A 16919-nucleotide genomic window follows, 5' to 3' on the forward strand; every position below is an offset into this window, starting at 1 on the left:
GCTTCTGACTGGTTGCAATGGTTAGAAATGTTTGAGCAAAAAGCCGCTAAGGTGATTTCAAACCGCTGCCAAAGATTGTGAGCTTCGCTCATTTTTGCTTGGGTGGTCGATAGATTCTGCTATGACTTCGGCAGAGTTGTTTGGGCTTTCGATCAGTTTTACTTTGTGAAGGGTTGCCCCGATATCGGCGACGGGTTGGTGGAGTAGGTGACAGATATGAATGACGATATTTTCGGCGGTGGGAACGACGCTACTAAAGTAGGGAACGTCTTTGTTGAGGAAGGTGTGATCGAATCTTTCGATGACGTGGTGGGCGATCGCACTTTGCAAATCCCCTAAATCGACGATCATGCCGGTTCGCGGGTCGATTTGCCCTTTGACCGTTACCTCAACTTGATAGTTATGACCGTGACCGTTGGGGCTAGCGCACTTACCGTAGATTGCTCGATTTTCTTCCTCGCTGAGCTGTGGCAGGGCTAGCTGATGAGCAGCGCTGAAGTGATCGGATACCGTTAAATACGCTTCCATTCCATTTCCTTTGTAGTTGGCCCATAGCTCAGGTGTCTCAAATAGCTGAATATCCACAATGGGTAAGTGAGTCTTCAGGCGCTGCCAAATTGTCTGAGCCACATGCTCGGTAGTGGGCAGCGTTTTTTTGAATTCTGGCCAAGTTTCGTTGAGATATGAAAAATCGAGCGCGTCGATGATTTCTTGGCGGATGATGGCTTTGGCTTTGGCCAGATCGAGCACCATGCCGTAAGGATCGAGCTCACCTTCTAATGAAACGTTCAGTACGTAATTGTGGCCGTGTCCAGGCTTTGTGGTGCATTTGCCAAAACGCTGAAGGTTCTCTGCTGGGCTGAGCTCAGGTAGCCAATAGCGATGGCTGGCGGAAAACTGCGATCGCCGATTGATGATGCATTTCATGCAGGAGATAAACTACCAAAATCGACAAAGAACGAACCCAGAGTCTAAAGAGCTATTTACGCTCTAGGCTTCAAGAGCAACTTACGCTCTGGGACCTCTACGATCCTATTCTAGATAAAACCAGTCGCTTGTAACGGTTAGATAGCCGAATAAAAGCTGACGTTTGCAAGCGCGTTTGAATGCTTGAACTCCTGATCAAACTATCTATCGAATCCAATAGATGAAGGCGATGTGCTAAGTAAGTTCCGTAAATGTATATTAATTTGTCGTCTTATGAAGAATTTGAATAGGATAGATAACTTCAATAGCGTCAATCCCTTTCTCTGATTGAGATTAAAGAAATATGAGACGGATATCCGAATGTCATGCTGAGTTGTTATTTTTTGGAAAAATTGTAAAAATAGATACAGAAACAGAAGAAATCTGAGTTCGTTCATCTCGATTGATCTTTAGGTAGTAGTTCGAGACGGAAGTAAGGACAGCAGCTCCCGCTGAGCCTGAAGGAACGCGTTCCTAACCCAACCACGCTAACTTTCAAGGAACGAAGAGAATGAAACTAACTTATCGCGGCGTCGAATACGACTACAATCCCCCAGTACTAGAAGTTACCCCTAGCAACGCTTCTACTCAGTACCGAGGTCAGCAGTCTCAATACAAATATGTCCGCCATGTGCCTATTCCTCAGCCAGCCGAGCGTCTGAGCTACCGAGGATCGGCCTATCAGACTACGCGCACAGGCGAGATCCAGCAGCTCGGCAATGATACAGCGACTCCAAATACCTGGACAACTCTAGGCGGCAAGCTAACAGGTCACAGCTCTGCCTCGCGGGCTAGGCGGGCTTTGCTCGAAGAGTCTACTGCGCTCCATCAGCAAAATATTGCGCGATCGCTTCAGCATCGAATGGAGGTCGCTAAGCAAAGGGGCAATCAGGCTTTGCTAGAACAGCTAGAGTCTGAGATGCGTCAAAGCGTCTGATTGGAGATGCCAGAATTGGAGATGCCAGAATTGGAGATGCCAGAATTGGAGATGCCAGAATTGGAGATGCTAGACTAGCGAGCTGTCTAGTGGGTGGTATCTATTTGAAGGAAGGGGGAAAGTCGTGACTTTCTCCCTTTTTGCGTAGGGGTTCTAGGCTAATGCTCACTTCTCGTAAATGCTTCTAGCGGATTGCAGCACACTAAGCTGGTAGAACGCCCCCGACCTTGTCCACACTGGTTGAAGTGCAACAGAGTGAGAGGATTAGGCTATGGGGATTTTTGATGCCATGTTCAAGACTGTGGGTGAAGCTAGAGTCGCAATGAACGTGGTGGAAGCATTTACGGCGATTTGCCTGGTAGCGATCGCCTCTGACGGCTATCTCTCTGATGCCGAAAACGAAGCCATGGTGCTACGGCTTAGTCGGATGCAGCTATTCAAAGATGTTACCGAAGGCGGCTTCTCTCGTATTCGCAGCTACCTGCTCGAATGTTTGGATAAGCACGGCCCGATGATCTTGATCCAAAGTGCAAAAGCTGCTCTTCCCCCTCAGCTAGCGCCAGCAGCTTTCACCTTTGCGGTTGATCTTGCATTTGCCGACGGCACGATCTCTAAAGAAGAGCAGGCTTTTATCGACGACTTGCGGCGGATACTCGCCATTCCTGATGAGCTAGCACTCAAGATCGTTGAAGTCATGACGATCAAAAACCAAGCTTAGCGCAGCGTCAGGTCGCAAAATGAGGGTAGAGATCAATTAGCTTGGATAGAGCACTAAACCAGGGAATCTAGATCCAAAAAATAGAGCTATGTCAACGGCGACTTTCCCGGAATCCCAACTGCCCGTGGAAAATCTGTCGATATGGGCTGTTCTTTGTGGATGAATAAGCAATGTCGACTGCTGTGTGTCAGCGGCGTTTGCCAGCTTTGGAGGTCAGTAAGCTCGCCGCCGAGCAATTCAATTACAGGGATAAGTGCGTCCGTTTCCTCTAGAGTCCACTGGCCCCGATAGATCACAGCTTGACCACCCACTTTTAGAAAAGGCAGGACATATTCCGCGCAGGTGGCGGCTGATCCAACGGCCCTGATTAAGGCTAGATCATAGGTCTCGCGGTGGTGGGCGTCTCGGCCTAGCGCTTCGGCGCGAGTGGCGATGCAGTCGGCGCTAAGACCAAGCTGCTGACAAAGCGTTTGCAAGAAAAAGATCTTTTTACGAGTAGCGTCTACTAGGGTAAGGTCGATCGTGAAAGGAGAGAGCGCGATCGCGGCTGGTATCCCTGGAAATCCGCCGCCTGTGCCAATATCAATCATTCTCAGTGGAATAGACTCGGTATCCTCGAAGCTCAAACTAGTCTCTGTGTTCACTGGCAGGGTGTTCACTGGCAGGGTGTTCACTGGCAGGTTTGGGCTTGGTTCCGGCGTAGTCGCTGCGGCCAGATCAGCTAGCCAGGGAGCCAAGCCGCTCAGCGAGTCCCAAAGATGCTTTTCCCAAAAATCTTCGGGTTCGGTAATGCGAGTAAGATTTAGCTGCTGGTTCCCGGATAGGATCTGTGTATAAAGCGCTTGAAACAGCCGCTGCTGTTCGATAGTTGGCTGCCAGCTTAGCGTCGATTGCCAGAGGTCAAGATGGGTTGGAAGCAGGTTTGTCATCGGGGAAGAGGATATCACGATCGGCGAAACTGGTCTGAATCGGCGCTAGAAAGCTGGCCATGATCGATTGTCCAGCAGTAGTCGGCAATGTCGATGAGATCTTCGGCGTCATGGGAGACGATCAGTAAACTCCACTCTTGTTTGAGCTGAGCAAGTAGATTGACTAGCTGCTGACGCATAGACCAGTCAAGCCCGGCGGTGGGTTCGTCTAAGAGTAATAGATAGGGTTGACGAATTAGCTGAACGGCTAGGGCTAGTCGTCTTTGCTGTCCGCCGCTAAGTTGCTGCGGTGACGCCTGGAAAGATAGATCGCCGAGGCCGACTGCTGCTAGGGCTTCGTAAACGCGGTCAGCGCTGAGCTTAGGATGGTGGCCTATATTTAGCTCTTCAAAGACAGTATGACCACAAAAGTGACGCTCAGGAAACTGAAAGACTAGCCCGCCTATCTGCTGAAGCGCCTCCGGCAGCAGCGGTTTCTCTCTCCAAAAGATTTGGCCATCAGTGGGGGTAGCTAGTCCTGACAAGATTTCGAGAAGAGTGCTTTTGCCAGAACCGCTAGGGCCGACGATTAGACCTAGCTGCTTAGGGGCAAGATCGAAAGAGATTTGTCTGAGGATAGGTGTGGGTGTGACAGTGGGATGGTAGCTGATATCGCGCAGGTGAAGCATTGGTGGCAAAGATGAACCAGGAATGATGACTTTATCCCCTAGCTTTACTCTATAGTGCTAGTGGCTTTTGTGTGGAGTAGCGCTGTGCAGGTTCAGTTTCGCGAGTGTGATTTTTTCAATCTATGGATCTGGCTAGAGTTTGAGACGGTGCCGTCTATTCCTGAGCAGCAGTACGTTGAAGAGATTTTTGCTTCCTGGTATTTTATGGGGAAGCTGGGTGGGTTCAATGCTGAGAATCTTCAGGTGCAAGAGACCGGCGTAGATATTAGCTACTTTGACTACGACGAAGATGCCGCCGAGGAATCGCTGCTTTCGCTAATGCACAATATGGCTGAGGTCGAATTCAAAGGGCTGTGGGGTCGCTGCTGGTTTGATTTAGGCACGACAGATGCGATCGCGCTAGATATATTGATCAACACCGTGCGTCAGTTCAGTAAAGACTACGTCGAAATTCGCCGGATTATCATCGGCGGTGAAAACGAAGATTGGCCTACTCCACAAGAGAACCCTGAAGCGGCTTTCCCAGACTAGCTAGCCAGCTTCCAAAAATAGCCAACGTAAAAAGCCAACGTAGATAAGAGCGCACGGGGTAGAGCACACAGCCGAATGTCTAAAACTTAAACGCTTGCAGATTGAACGCTAAAAGACTCAACGAACAAGAGACTCAACGAACAAGAGACTCAACGAACAAGAGACTCAACGAACAAAAGACTAAACGTCAAAGACAGCTATGCCCAAACGCATTCGCCCTATTGCCCTAGGGCTGATAGAACACCGAAACCACCTTTTCGTCAGCCAGGGACAAGACCCAAAAACAAAGAAAATATTTTATCGGTTCTTAGGTGGCGGTATTGACTTTGGTGAGACTAGCGAGGCCGCCCTGTCCCGCGAGTTTCAAGAGGAAATTCAGGCCGAGCTGACAGATATCGAGTATCTAAGCTGTCTAGACAACATCTTTACGCTCAATGGCAAGCCCAAACACGAGCTAGTTCAGCTATTTCGCGCTCGGTTTGTCGATGTGGCGTTCTATCAGCTAGATGAAAAGTTTGATCTAGTAGAAGGTGATCGCACTACCCAAGCCTTTTGGATCAAAACCGCCGATGTCTTGAGCGGGCGACTCTGGCTGGTGCCTGAGATCTGTCTGAAATTTCTAACAAGTCAGTAGTGCGATCACCTCGGAAAAAACAAGCATTCTGACGTTTCGGCTGACTCCGTTTCGTAATGCAAAAGGTTGTGTGTGCGTAGTTTTAACCGTTTGAGTATTCAGTCGAAGCTAATGTCGATGCTGCTAGCTGTCAGCATCGGCTCAATTGTAGTGATCGCTTACGAAGGCTATCGCAGCGGCCAAAAAGCGCTGGCTGGCAGCTTTGAAAACCAGCTCACCAGCCTACGCGCCGCCAAGGCTAGGCAGATAGAAAACTACTTTCAAACGCTGCGTAGCGAAGTCCAAGTCTATGGCAACGCACCTAGCACCGTTGAGGCGATGAAGGCTTTTACGGCGGCGTATGACTTGGTATTAGACGAGTCTGCCTCGATTGACGCGCGGCGAACAAATGGACTGCGCGACTTTTATCGAAACGAATTTGCGCCAGCGCTGGCAGAGAAAACAGGCCGCGAGGTCAACTCGGATATCTATCTGCCCGCTGCTCTAGCTGCTCGCTACTTGCAGTTTGAATACATTGTCGAAAATCCTAATCCCGTTGGTGATAGGGAAGCGTTTGAAGGGCCAGGCGATCGCACCGACTACAGTCAAGCTCACAAACGCTATCACCCTATTTTTAGAGAGGTGGTCGAAGAGTTTGGCTACTACGATCTGTTCTTGATCGACAATCAAGGAAATGTTGTTTATTCCGTCGAAAAAGAGATTGATTTTGCTACGAGTCTTCTTTTTGGCACTGCTAGCTCTAACCTTGCAGAAGTCTATAGAGATGCTCAAAGGCAGAATAGCGGCTATGTTGCTATGGTCGATTTTGAGTTCTACCTGCCTTCCTACAGTGCGCCTGCTGCGTTCATGGCGACGCCTATTTACGACGGGGTAGAGCTGGTTGGCGTCATGGCCATACAGCTTTCAGTCGACGAAATTAACCGGGTGATGACCGGCAACCAGCGCTGGGCCGCTGATGGTTTGGGCGAAACGGGAGAGACTTTTATAGTCGGTGAGGACGCTACGATGCGCTCAGATTCTAGGGCGCGGCTGGAAGATCCTGATGCGTATTTTGATGCGATCGCCTCTACCACAATAGATCTCGAACAAGGTGATCGCATCAGACAGTTAGAAACCTCGATCCTCACTCAGCCAGTCAATAACCCAACGATCGACCGCGCCCAGAATGGACAATCTGGCGTCGATACAGTGACTAACTATCTAGGTCAACCTGTCCTTAGCGCTTACACACAGCTAGATATTCGAGGCGTCAACTGGATCATCATCTCCGAGATCAATCAAGCCGAAATTTTCGCGCCTGTTGCCGTATTTGCCAGGCGCGTTTTGATCTCGGCTGCCGGGCTAGTATTCTTGATCACGCTGGCTTCCCTATGGCTAGCAAGGGCCTTTTTAAAGCCTGTCAATCAGCTTAGTGAAGGTTTTCGTCGCCTAGCGGCAGGGCATCAAGAAGCATTTGTTGAAGTGCTAGCGGACGACGAGTTAGGCGAACTGGCTAAAGCATTCAATCACATGGTTAAAAAGAACTATAAGGCCAACGCCTTAGTCGCTCAAAAGACGCAGGAAACTGAAGCGCTGCTTTTGAACATGTTTCCTGCTTCAGTGGCCAAGCGCATAAGAAAAGGTGAGAACCTGGTTGCCGATGAAGCAGAGAGCGTCACGGTTATCTTTATGAACGTGCTGAATTTTCAGCGGATGACAGAAGCGCTCAAGCCCAAACAAGCGATCGAGATATTGAACGAATTAGTCAAAGCACTAGACGAAGCGACCGAGAGTCACGGCGTCGAAAAGATCAAGACGACCGGCAGTGAGTACCTAGCAGTGAGCGGTTTGTCGGTAGCGCGGCTAGATCACGCCAAACGGGTAATTGACTTTGCCGCTGAGTCGTTCCAGATCGTCGCCCAAATCAATCGTGAATGGAAAGTCGATCTAAAGATGCGAATAGGCGTTCATACCGGAGAGGTCATAGCTGGCACGGTGGGCACACAGCGGCTGATCTATGACATATGGGGCGATACAGTGATAACCGCGCATCATGTTCAGTCAGCCGCCGAGCCGAGCAGCATTTATGTCACCGAGGCAGTCGTCAGGCGTCTGAGCAATCTATACGAGTTTGCGCCTGTAGGTGATATTGAGCCGCGAAAGGGGAAAAGCCTGTCTGTCTTTCGAGTCAATATCCTAGAAGGGTTGTTCACAAGCTAGAAAATCTGTTACCTCAAGAACACCGGAGAGCGCTAAAGGCTATGAATGTATCGCTTGCAGAGGATTGGCTGCGGTGGGGTCTGGTTCTGATGCTGGGCTTTCCCATACTCATGCTGCTAGTCGGTGAGCTGATATTGCAGTTGGATAAACGCCATCATCCCATGGTGAAGGTGATGCGAGAGCTGCGGACTTTTGTATTTCCGCTGGCGGCGCTGTTCTTCTTATTGACGCGAGTTTTAGAGCTTAGCGGCGATTGGGTAGTCATCAAGATTGTTGAAACGCTAGCGTGGGTGGCTTTGATTGCGGTGGCACTGTCATTTGCTAATGTGCTGCTCTTTACCGGGGCGAAGCCGCACTCTTGGCAGGCGGAAATACCTAAGCTATTTCGCGACTTAGTCCGGGTGTTTTTGATCGCCATTGGCGCGGCTCTAGTGCTACGCGAAGTGTTTGATCAAGATTTGGGTGGCCTGGTCGCTGCCTTGGGTTTGGGCGGTGTGGTGATTGGTTTTGCGCTGCAAGATACCTTGGGTAATCTAATTTCTGGCATGGCGCTGCTGTTTGAGCGGCCTTTTCAGGTGGGGGACTGGCTAGAAATAGACGGCAATAGAGGCAAGGTCGTCGAAGTCAACTGGCGCTCTGTACATATCGTCAATAGAGAGCTAGAGATGCTAGTGGTGCCCAACTCTATCCTTTCTCAGGCGGTGATTCGTAACTATAAAGGGCCCCAGACTCGTCATATCGAGCCGGTTGATATTGGCTTTTCGTACGACGATCCGCCCAATAAGGTAAAGCGAGTAATGATAGAAACGGCATTGGGCACAGACGGCGTACTAGACACCCCAGCGCCGATTGTGCATACGCTTTCCTATGATGATTTCTCGATTACCTATCGGGTTCGGCTGTTTCTAGCAGACTATGCGCTGGTGCCAACCATTAGAGACGAGTTTGTCACCCGGATTTGGTATGCGGCTAAGCGAAACGGCTTATCGATTCCGTTTCCGATTCGCGATGTATACCATCACCACGCGCCGAAGGTGACTGATGGCGAGATGCTGCGACGGTTGGCTAGCTACATGAAGTCTTTGCCGAGTTTGGCCATGGTAGAAGATGCTGTCTTAGAAGATATGGCGGCCCAGGCGAGCTTCTGTCATTTTGGCGCAGGAGAATCGCCGATTGTGCAAGATCAGCAGGGGGTGAAGCTGCATTTTGTGCTGGCCGGCAGTGCGATCGCCTTCTTCCAAGACGCCAAAGGCAAAAAACACACCATCGCTGCACTAACCCGAGGTGACTTCTTTGGCTATTCGGCTGTCCTAGCTAACGAGCCGACGCCGATGACCGTCACAGCTAGCGAGGACTTAGAAGTTTTAATCTTAGAAGTCGAGGCCGTCCAAAAAATGCTGAGTCAAACGCCATTGTTTGCTCAGCAGCTTGGCGCAGTTATCGATGCTCGCCAGAGCAAACTCCAAGCAGCTCAGCCAACCGTTCACCGGAACGGTACGTTATTATCTTCCATCGGTTGACTAGCAATGCCTAACCGCTTTTACTATCTTCTTAAGATAATGAGGGTAGGCATTATTCAAAAAAGTTGTGACGAAAGATAATCTCGATGAGCTGATAGCCAATGGGGCAGCATGATTTTCAACATCCACGATCAGCGCCTAATCAACCTGGTTCGAGAACTGTGTAAGCGACCCAAAGAAACTGAGTGGATAGAGTTCAAAGTCAATAACGACAATCCGCAAGAAATCGGTGAATATATCTCGGCGCTGGCCAATGCAGCTGCCCTAGCAAACAGGCCGAGAGCCTACCTGATATGGAGAATTCAAGATGAAAACCATCGGGTCGTAGGTACTCGATTCGTTCCTAGTACTACCAAGAAAGGCAACGAAGAGCTAGAAAGCTGGCTGCTGAGGCTGCTGGAGCCAAAAATCAACTTTCAGTTTTTTGAAGTCACTGTAGATGATCAGCCCGTAGTCTTACTAGAAATCGCCGCTGCTAATCGCCATCCTGTGCGCTTCTCAGGGCAAGCCTATATCCGCGTCGGTACAGCCAAGAAGAACCTGAAAGCTTTTCAAGAGAAGGAAAGAGCCCTTTGGCGATCGCTCGACCAAACGCCTTTTGAAAACGATATTGCGATCGCCAGAGCAGGCGAAGAGCAGGTGGTTCAACTGATCGACTATCCTGCCTATTTCGATCTGATGCAGCAACCGCTGCCCGAGACTCGTTCGGGCGTCTTGGAAGCGCTAGAAGCCGATGACATTATCCGCCACGACGACTCTGGCAGATGGAATATCACCAATGTAGGCGCTATCTTGTTTGCCAAGAAGCTCTCAAAATTCCCATCCTTACGTCGTAAAGCCGTCAGAGTCATCCAGTATAAGGGCAACAGCCGAATCGAAACCATCCGAGAGCAAGAAGACGCTAGAGGCTACGCCAGCGGATTTGAAGGTTTGATTCTATATATCAGTGGCTTGCTACCTTCGAGCGAAGTGATAGAGCAAGTCTTCCGTAGAACGGTACCGATGTATCCAGATATTGCTATCCGTGAACTGGTGGCTAATACGCTTATTCACCAAGACTTTAGTATTACTGGCTCGGGGCCGATGGTAGAAATTTTCGAAGACCGCATGGAAATTACTAATCCAGGTCAGCCTCTGATCGATACCAACCGCTTTCTTGATAGTCCACCGAAGTCTCGAAACGAGTCACTAGCATCCTTGATGCGACGGATGAGAATTTGTGAGGAGCGCGGTACTGGCATTGATAAAGTCGTTTTCCAAACAGAGTACTATCAGCTACCACCCCCTATCTTTGAAGTTGTCGAAGAGAGCACTCGATCTGTCTTACTTGCACCGCGTCCACTGATAAAGATGGATAAGGAAGATCGGATTAGAGCCTGCTATCTTCATAGCTGCTTGCGCTATGCTAGCCGCGAATTCATGACCAACGCCACTATCCGTAAACGATTTGGCATCGAAGAGAAAAATAGAGCAGCGTCCTCGCGCTTGATAAAAGAAGCGATAGAGGCAGATGCTATCAAGCCTTACGATGCCTCAGCCGCGCCCAAACTAATGAAGTATGTGCCGTTTTGGGTTCAGTAAGTTTTTACTTGATGGGTACTTGATAGAGACCGCTCACGCATCGGCGATCGCGTAGACGATTAGAGGGTTTTCCTAAGGACGGCTAGCTAAGAATGCAGGTAAGTCAGATGACGGCTGTTCTGGCGATCGCACTGAAGAAACAACAGCACCCAGGATTCCAACTAAAACAACGATGCCGATTACCACCAGCGCTACGCGAAACCCCTCTCCACCTTCAACGCTATCTAGAGAAGGATAAGCGTACAAATTCTCCCGATCAAAAATCTGGCCAAAAGGCGTTTGCTGCGGCTGCTCTTCTATTACTTTTCCTGGAACTTCTCCCGGTACTATAGGGTCTTTAGGCTCTGTCGTGGTGCCTTCAACGGGCGCGTTAGAAAGCTCGATGAGCTGAATGTCGGCTTCGGTGAGTAGGCTAATCGCACTAGGCTCAACGACGCTTTGAACCACAACGAGCCTTTGCCAGTCGGGTGAAAAGCGGCTAACAAAATCGAGCTTAGACTTCATCAGCAGGGCGCTTTTTCTATCCAGCTTGGCTGTGCAAAAGATGACTTCACACTCGGTCAGAATATCGACTGTGCTACCGTGATTGCCCACAGGGACGTCAGTCGAGACGCCCTTACCAGCTTGCTTCAGGCGCTCTGCATACGCTGCTTTTAGTTCCGTATCGGTCTGGAAAGCCATTCTTGCCAAAATCACCGCTGAGTCGGTAGGTATCCCTCACGGCCTGCTGTCCTTAAGTACGCTCAACGGTACTACGCCAAGGGACGAGTTAGACGTGTCCTAAACTACGGAATTAAGATTGCTTTCCACTTTACAGTCTCACGCCTCAGTTTCACTGACTGATCTCATGAGTCGGTTTCGCAAGCTGCAATGCTGACCCAGCTCGTAGATCCATCTTGCCAATGCTCTTTTTTCCAGATCGGTGCGTTGTGCTTAAGCGTATCGATCGCATATTGGCAGGCGGCAAACGCTTCGGCGCGGTGGGGGCTACCGATAGTAACTAGGACGCTAATCTCACCAACTGTTAGCCTGCCAGTGCGATGGTGAATGACAACGCGGGTAATGTCGGGCCACTGCTGACGAATTTGAACCGCAATCTGTTTAAACACCTCGACGGCCATCGGTTCGTAGGCTTGGTATTCAAGTGCGATGACAGGCTGGCCATCGGTTTGATTACGAACCATGCCGCTAAAAAGCGCGATCGCACCGTTAGCACCATCGTCTGCTAGCGCGTAAGCCTGAGCTAGATCGAGTGGGGCGAATGCGATCGCAAAATGATCGTTAGGATTAGATTGAATCTGACGAGTAGACCCCGCAAAGGAATCCGCGCCCGTCAGATTTGAAGCTGGTGCAGTTTGCTGAGGTGTCGTTTGCTGGACAGTGCGAAGCTTCTGTGGAATGCCCATTGGCTTAAGCGACAAGAGAATGCTCTACCAGCGTATCAGGGAGTTTAGCTTTAGCAGTGAGTATAGCTACAAATAGACCGGCTGCCACTTTGCTCTGTTGTCGTGGGCTCAAATGCTTGAACAAGTTGAGAACAAAGTGGCGAACGCTGTAGAAGCAGGCCGCTGACGAAAGTGGCCTTGGACCTTGGCTATAGGTCGATCGACATAAACGCGGATTCGGTTAGCAAGTCAGCGCTGGTATTACGAACAATCGCCAGTGTCTCTTCTCCGAGTTCAATCATGGCGTTTGCACCTGACTGGACGATACTGAGCTGGCCGAAAGAGAGCGTACCTGCCAGACCGATCGTGTCTTTACCCACTTCGAAGTCCATGATGCGATCGCTGCCCTCGCCCGCTGCCAGCACGAATACATCCGCACCGCTGCTGCGCTTGTCATCGCCGAAGAGCCGATCGCTGCCGAGCCCGCCGTAGAGGATGTCGTCGCCGCGATCGCCATAAAGCGTATCGTCGCCGATTTCGCCAAACAGGCTATCATTGCCGCCCTTCCCGCCCATGATGTCGTTACCATCACCGCCGTAGAGAATGTCGTCGCCGCCGCTCTCGCCTATTTGAGCACTTCGTCTGTTGGCATCGCCCCTGATCCGGTCGTCGCCATCGCTGCCATACAGTATGTCGTCACCGAGTCCACCCGCTATCAGGTCGTCGCCGCCAAACCCGACTACCACATCGCTGTCGTCGCCGCCTACTAGCTGATCGGCTTCATTCGTCCCATCCTGGTAGTCGGGCAGCGAATCAACGCCAAAGAGGGTCTGGTACATAATCTGATAAATCTCAGTATTATCTACCGTTGGATTTAACAAATCGGCGTTCATACCGTAGGTCTTGGCGACCACGCTGCCAGCAAAGTCAGAGGTGCCAGCCCAGGCGGTAACGAAGTTGCCCATCTCACCGTCTAAACTAGGCTGCGAAGCAAAAGTAGTCAGCGGCGGCACTCTCCCCTCAGCGCCGTCTGCTGGATTCTCAAAAGTCTCTGTGTCGGTGGGATTAGTCGGTAGCGTCACCCCTTCTGGAATGGTTTCTGGCAAGGCTGGGCCAAAGGGCGTGGGCTGCCAAACTTGAACGCCACCCGCTTCGCTATCGGCAGCAGTAATCAACAGGGTATTGGGATCTTCTGCCTGAATGAAGTCCATCGCTACGCCCAAAGCGGCATCAGCGCGCAGGGTAGCTTCTAGAACGCCACCTGAGTTGTTGTCGTTGCCAAGGTTGTCGGTGCCTTCTTCTTCCATCACGACCATAAAGCCGTCTGGGTCAGCCGATAGGATAGGCAGCGCCGCTTCTAGCATCTGGGCTACTGTCGGCTGGTTAGTTGGCGTACCGTCGGGCAGTAGCTGGCCGTAGTTATCTAGCCCTAGCGACTGGTTGAGTTCTTCAGGGTTGTCGTTGTAGGTGTCCTCAGCGGCAAAGATCCCTAGCAGCTGCTCAGTTCCTTCAGAAATATCTTGTAGCTCTTCTAGATCAAAAACAACGGTAAAGCCAGCGGCTTCTGCTTCTGCGATCAGGTTGCGACCGTCTTCGCGAACGCCTTCTTCCCCAAAGCGGCCCATGGTGCCCACGGGCAAATAGTGAATTTCGCCGCCGCCTAAAATGACGTTGACGCCTGAGTCTATAATCTGTTCGGTAATGCTGGTAACGTTACCACGACTTTCGACTTCTGCAAGGAACGCGCCTGTGCCAGGTTCGGCGATAAAGCCAGAGTTGATTACTGCCGTGGACTTGCCGGCTGCGATCGCCTCTTCTAGAATCGTCACGCCGCGCTTACCCGAGCGAGAAACCACCGGATCGCCAAATTCATCTAGCCCAAAAGAACCTGACTGTGCCTTAACGCCAGTCGCATGGGTGACCGCACCCGCATTAGAAGTGCCCACTAGCTGATCGCGCATGTGGCCTAGATACACCCCTGAATCAGACATCAAATCGTAGTTCAACCGTCCATCTGGGCCAACGCTTTCAAAGCGAGCAAACCCATACATCGAAGGGCTAGTGCCATCTGGGTGAATAAAGATGACGTTGCCAGTGTCCTCAGTCGCCGCCGGGGCCGGAACGAACTCCGGGACAGGGCGATCGGGCAGTTCTACCTCAAACAAAGTCTCGTACATAGCCCGATAGATATCGGTATTGTCCACTGTTTGTGGCAGCCGATCGGCATTCAGGCCATGCGCTTTGGTGACAATCGCCCCGGCAAAGTCAGGTCGCCCAGCCCAGGCCACATCGAAGTTGTAGACATTACCACTCTCTGAAGGCTGAGCGACAAACGCCGCTGTGCCCACGCCCTGCTGGCCGTCGTTAGGGTTTTGAAAAGTGGGAAAATCGGGCGAGTCGATACCGGTTGGGTTAGTCGAAGTCGTTCCCGCTGTTTCGCCCGTATCATCGGTTTGCAAGCCGCCCGCATCGCTGTCAGCAGCCGTGATGATTAGCGTATTAGGATGGCGCTCATAAAAATCTAGCGCTACGCCAACTGCCTCATCGGTTCGTAGCAATCCCTCTAGCATGCCAGAAGCGCTGTTGATATTGCCAAAGTTGTCAGTGCCTTCTTCTTCGAGCACCACCAAAGATCCTTCTGCAAACTTAGGGCTGCGCTCTAAGACGACCTGCCCTGCCGCGAGCATCTCGCCCACCGTTGGCGCAGAGGGAACATAGGGCGGAGTATCTGTATTAACTAGGTTCTCATCGAAGCCGGGGAGCCCTCCATCTGGCGTACGGCCCCCACCTAGCGTGCGAATAGTGTCATTGAAAGTATCCTCGTTCGCGAAGATGCCCAGCACTTTCGTCACGCTTAGGTCGCTGGCCACCGCGTCTAACTCTGCTTTCGTGTAGACCACGGTGTAGCCTAGACTTTCGGCTAGCTCAATTAGGTTGGTGTCCGGGCGAATGTTCGACCCTGTAGAAATCGCGTCTAGCTGCTGAGCCGAGCTGGCATAAACCGCACCTGCAGGCGGTTCGGTGCCTACTGGCAGATAGTTCACCAGGCCGCCGCCCAAGATCACATCGATACCAGATTCAACCACTTGACGAGTGATGTCTGCGAACTGACCGCGCGGGAACGCCGAGAATCCTTCTGCATCTGCGGGTACATCTGCCTGTCCAACTTCGGCAGCAAACGCAGCCGTCCCTGGCTCTGCAATCACTCCAGAGTTGATCAGCGCGGTCGCTTTCCCGGCGGCAACGGCCTCTTGCATGATGGTCTGGTTGGTGCCGGACAGCGCGATTAGCTCTTCTTCAACCGCTCGGCCCGTGGCTTCATCGATGACTGGATTACCGTCTTCGTCACGAACCACCTCAAACCCGAACGATTCGGCGTAGACCTTCACACCTGTTGCGTGAGTGACCGCGCCCCCATTAGACGTGCCCGTAAGCTGGTCTTCCATGTGGCCTAGATAGACAGCCGCTTCGTCTAACTGATCCCAGTTGAGCCGACCGTCGGGGCCTGCTTTAACAAATCGCGCCATGCCGAAGTGGGCGGGGCTAGTGCCATCTGGGTGAATGAAAATAACGTGGTTGGACATGTGATTTCAGTGAAATGTGTGGGGGAAAAGCGGAGGCGATCGCAGTTGTTCTCCTGCCCCTCCATATTTCCAACACAAATTTAAGAAAACACAGACAGCACTTTAACAAAGCACTAAGAGGACATCAAGATTCCTATGTGCTAGCTATTGATAGCAACGTATGCGACAAAGCGCCGCTCGGAAAGCCCTCTCCTGATGAGAGGCTGTAAGACATCAAGAGAGCCAAGCTTAATCCGCCTGCTTAGCAAGAAGCACTAGCCCGACCGAACGTTCAGAATCCTTTACTATAGAGCGGCTGTAGGCGTCTGCTTTATCTGGGAATGAACAGAATGCTCCACTCTATTAGCTCAATCAATGAGCTTAGTCAACGAGTATTCTGCTTGTCTCTTCACTTTCTCATAGCTAGTTTTTCTTAGAATAGTCTTTAAGCTACCTATAGCTTTTCTTTCAGATAGCTCACCTAGAGTTTCTGCAATAAATAAAAGAAGCTGCTGATTTTCATATAAAAATAGGTTCTCATTCTTCTTTAGTGACTGAATGATGATGTCAGCAGCAGCAGGAGGCTTATAACGCTGCAATAACCTCAATGTCATTATAATTTTCGTGCGTGTATCTCGATGCATAACTTCAGAGAACGTCTTCAACAGGCTTATGTCTTCAATTGCCTTTTCTGCTACTCCAGGGTTGTTTTTTCTTATAATCGAGGCAACCATGTCTGAGTCTTCTTCTAATAAGGGAATTGTGTGCCCTTCTACCTCTATTTCATCAATGGATTGATATGCCCCTAATTCATACGCATCTGCCCAAGTATCTAGCATGCTTTCAATGCTATTGCAATAAAACTCAAGGGTGCCATCTTCTTCAAACAACAAAGAGATAAATGTCGTCTCTTTGTCATCTATATCAACGACTTGGCCATACATCTCATGAGTGCTTCCTCCCAACAATGGAATGAATCTCCATCCAGTATCTTCGCGCGCGCTCAAATAGTCTGAATTGTTGAGTAAGTCGTATCCATCAACGACATCGCTTATAGAACCCATTTGAGATCTCTAAGCGTTGGCAGCGAGCCGCTTGAGCATTAACCTAACGAAGCAGAAGTCCATTTGAGCCTTGGCATGTACCAGCGTTCTCTCGAAGTTCTTGGTCAAGCTCTTACAGCGTTCCATCCAGGCATTAGAACGCTCAATCACCCACCTGGTGGCAACAGGCACAAAGCCGCTTTTCCCCGCCGCCGCTTTTTCTGCTTTCGATGGCTTCGGCGATA

The 16919-nt window shown here is 50.7% G+C and carries 14 protein-coding genes, 1 pseudogene and 1 riboswitch; of the genes and pseudogenes, 7 read left to right on the forward strand and 8 right to left on the reverse strand.

The genetic code is table 11. The features are described 5' to 3' along the window. Positions 1-57 precede the first annotated feature (57 nt). Positions 58-927: a 6-carboxytetrahydropterin synthase gene (locus IQ256_RS09970; protein WP_193855398.1), complete on the reverse strand. Its 870-nt coding sequence runs from the start codon at positions 925-927 to the stop codon at positions 58-60. 428 nt (positions 928-1355) lie between these two features. Next, positions 1356-1439: riboswitch (Glutamine riboswitch) on the forward strand. Positions 1440-1477: 38 nt separating this feature from the next. Here IQ256_RS09970 and IQ256_RS09975 point away from each other — a divergent pair. Together IQ256_RS09975 and IQ256_RS09980 are read left to right on the forward strand one after the other, a co-directional pair. Next, a complete protein-coding gene (locus IQ256_RS09975; RefSeq protein ID WP_193855399.1) occupies positions 1478-1903 on the forward strand; it encodes a DUF4278 domain-containing protein in 426 nt (141 codons plus the stop codon). 271 nt (positions 1904-2174) lie between these two features. Beyond that, complete coding sequence (locus tag IQ256_RS09980; protein WP_193855400.1) at positions 2175-2621, forward strand: tellurite resistance TerB family protein; 447 nt, start codon at positions 2175-2177, stop codon at positions 2619-2621. A gap of 86 nt (positions 2622-2707) precedes the next feature. Here the strand turns inward: IQ256_RS09980 and rsmG are convergent, their stop codons facing one another. Together rsmG and IQ256_RS09990 are read right to left on the reverse strand one after the other, a co-directional pair. Then, on the reverse strand, positions 2708-3550 hold the full coding sequence (gene rsmG, locus IQ256_RS09985; protein ID WP_193855401.1) for a 16S rRNA (guanine(527)-N(7))-methyltransferase RsmG: 843 nt from the start codon (positions 3548-3550) through the stop codon (positions 2708-2710). Between the two features lie 14 nt (positions 3551-3564). Then, a complete protein-coding gene (locus IQ256_RS09990) occupies positions 3565-4218 on the reverse strand; it encodes an ABC transporter ATP-binding protein (RefSeq protein ID WP_193855413.1) in 654 nt (217 codons plus the stop codon). A gap of 84 nt (positions 4219-4302) precedes the next feature. Between IQ256_RS09990 and IQ256_RS09995 the strand changes: the two genes are divergently transcribed. The 5 genes from IQ256_RS09995 (at position 4303) to IQ256_RS10015 (ending at position 10683) form a co-directional block, all read left to right on the forward strand. Beyond that, positions 4303-4749 carry a DUF3531 family protein gene (locus IQ256_RS09995; RefSeq protein WP_193855402.1) on the forward strand — a complete coding sequence of 149 codons (447 nt, stop codon included), beginning with the start codon at positions 4303-4305 and terminating at the stop codon, positions 4747-4749. Positions 4750-4948: 199 nt separating this feature from the next. Continuing rightward, positions 4949-5383: an NUDIX hydrolase gene (locus tag IQ256_RS10000; RefSeq protein WP_193855403.1), complete on the forward strand. Its 435-nt coding sequence runs from the start codon at positions 4949-4951 to the stop codon at positions 5381-5383. A gap of 72 nt (positions 5384-5455) precedes the next feature. Continuing rightward, positions 5456-7582, forward strand: coding sequence for an adenylate/guanylate cyclase domain-containing protein (locus tag IQ256_RS30350; RefSeq protein WP_193855404.1), 2127 nt, complete (start codon positions 5456-5458; stop codon positions 7580-7582). Positions 7583-7623: 41 nt separating this feature from the next. Further along, positions 7624-9102, forward strand: a complete 1479-nt coding sequence (locus tag IQ256_RS10010) for a mechanosensitive ion channel family protein (protein ID WP_193855405.1) — start codon at positions 7624-7626, stop codon at positions 9100-9102. A 111-nt stretch (positions 9103-9213) separates the two neighbouring features. Continuing rightward, positions 9214-10683 carry an ATP-binding protein gene (locus IQ256_RS10015; protein WP_193855406.1) on the forward strand — a complete coding sequence of 490 codons (1470 nt, stop codon included), beginning with the start codon at positions 9214-9216 and terminating at the stop codon, positions 10681-10683. 72 nt (positions 10684-10755) lie between these two features. Here IQ256_RS10015 and IQ256_RS10020 read toward each other — a convergent pair whose 3' ends face one another. The 5 genes and pseudogenes from IQ256_RS10020 to IQ256_RS10040 all read right to left on the reverse strand — a co-directional run. Continuing rightward, positions 10756-11364, reverse strand: coding sequence for a hypothetical protein (locus IQ256_RS10020; protein ID WP_193855407.1), 609 nt, complete (start codon positions 11362-11364; stop codon positions 10756-10758). Between the two features lie 164 nt (positions 11365-11528). Further along, positions 11529-12104 carry a molybdenum cofactor biosynthesis protein MoaE gene (locus IQ256_RS10025; RefSeq protein WP_228024735.1) on the reverse strand — a complete coding sequence of 192 codons (576 nt, stop codon included), beginning with the start codon at positions 12102-12104 and terminating at the stop codon, positions 11529-11531. Between the two features lie 173 nt (positions 12105-12277). Beyond that, the gene (locus IQ256_RS10030) at positions 12278-15652 is read right to left on the reverse strand and encodes an alkaline phosphatase (RefSeq protein ID WP_193855408.1); all 3375 of its coding nucleotides are present in this window, start codon (positions 15650-15652) and stop codon (positions 12278-12280) included. Between the two features lie 347 nt (positions 15653-15999). Then, a complete protein-coding gene (locus IQ256_RS10035) occupies positions 16000-16695 on the reverse strand; it encodes a HEAT repeat domain-containing protein (protein WP_193855409.1) in 696 nt (231 codons plus the stop codon). Positions 16696-16704: 9 nt separating this feature from the next. Then, positions 16705-16919 (reverse strand): annotated as a pseudogene (locus IQ256_RS10040) (IS5/IS1182 family transposase); the annotation flags it as partial.

This window comes from cf. Phormidesmis sp. LEGE 11477, from assembly GCF_015207105.1.
GTDB lineage: Bacteria > Cyanobacteriota > Cyanobacteriia > Phormidesmidales > Phormidesmidaceae > Phormidesmis.

Coding starts and splice junctions, on each gene's coding strand:
- rsmG (WP_193855401.1), bottom strand. CDS start 3,550: ATGACAAACCTGCTTCCAACCCATCTTGACCTCTGGCAATCGACGCTA.
- IQ256_RS10030 (WP_193855408.1), bottom strand. CDS start 15,652: ATGTCCAACCACGTTATTTTCATTCACCCAGATGGCACTAGCCCCGCC.
- IQ256_RS10020 (WP_193855407.1), bottom strand. CDS start 11,364: ATGGCTTTCCAGACCGATACGGAACTAAAAGCAGCGTATGCAGAGCGC.
- IQ256_RS10015 (WP_193855406.1), top strand. CDS start 9,214: ATGATTTTCAACATCCACGATCAGCGCCTAATCAACCTGGTTCGAGAA.
- IQ256_RS09975 (WP_193855399.1), top strand. CDS start 1,478: ATGAAACTAACTTATCGCGGCGTCGAATACGACTACAATCCCCCAGTA.
- IQ256_RS10035 (WP_193855409.1), bottom strand. CDS start 16,695: ATGGGTTCTATAAGCGATGTCGTTGATGGATACGACTTACTCAACAAT.
- IQ256_RS10010 (WP_193855405.1), top strand. CDS start 7,624: ATGAATGTATCGCTTGCAGAGGATTGGCTGCGGTGGGGTCTGGTTCTG.
- IQ256_RS09980 (WP_193855400.1), top strand. CDS start 2,175: ATGGGGATTTTTGATGCCATGTTCAAGACTGTGGGTGAAGCTAGAGTC.
- IQ256_RS10000 (WP_193855403.1), top strand. CDS start 4,949: ATGCCCAAACGCATTCGCCCTATTGCCCTAGGGCTGATAGAACACCGA.
- IQ256_RS09990 (WP_193855413.1), bottom strand. CDS start 4,218: ATGCTTCACCTGCGCGATATCAGCTACCATCCCACTGTCACACCCACA.
- IQ256_RS09970 (WP_193855398.1), bottom strand. CDS start 927: ATGAAATGCATCATCAATCGGCGATCGCAGTTTTCCGCCAGCCATCGC.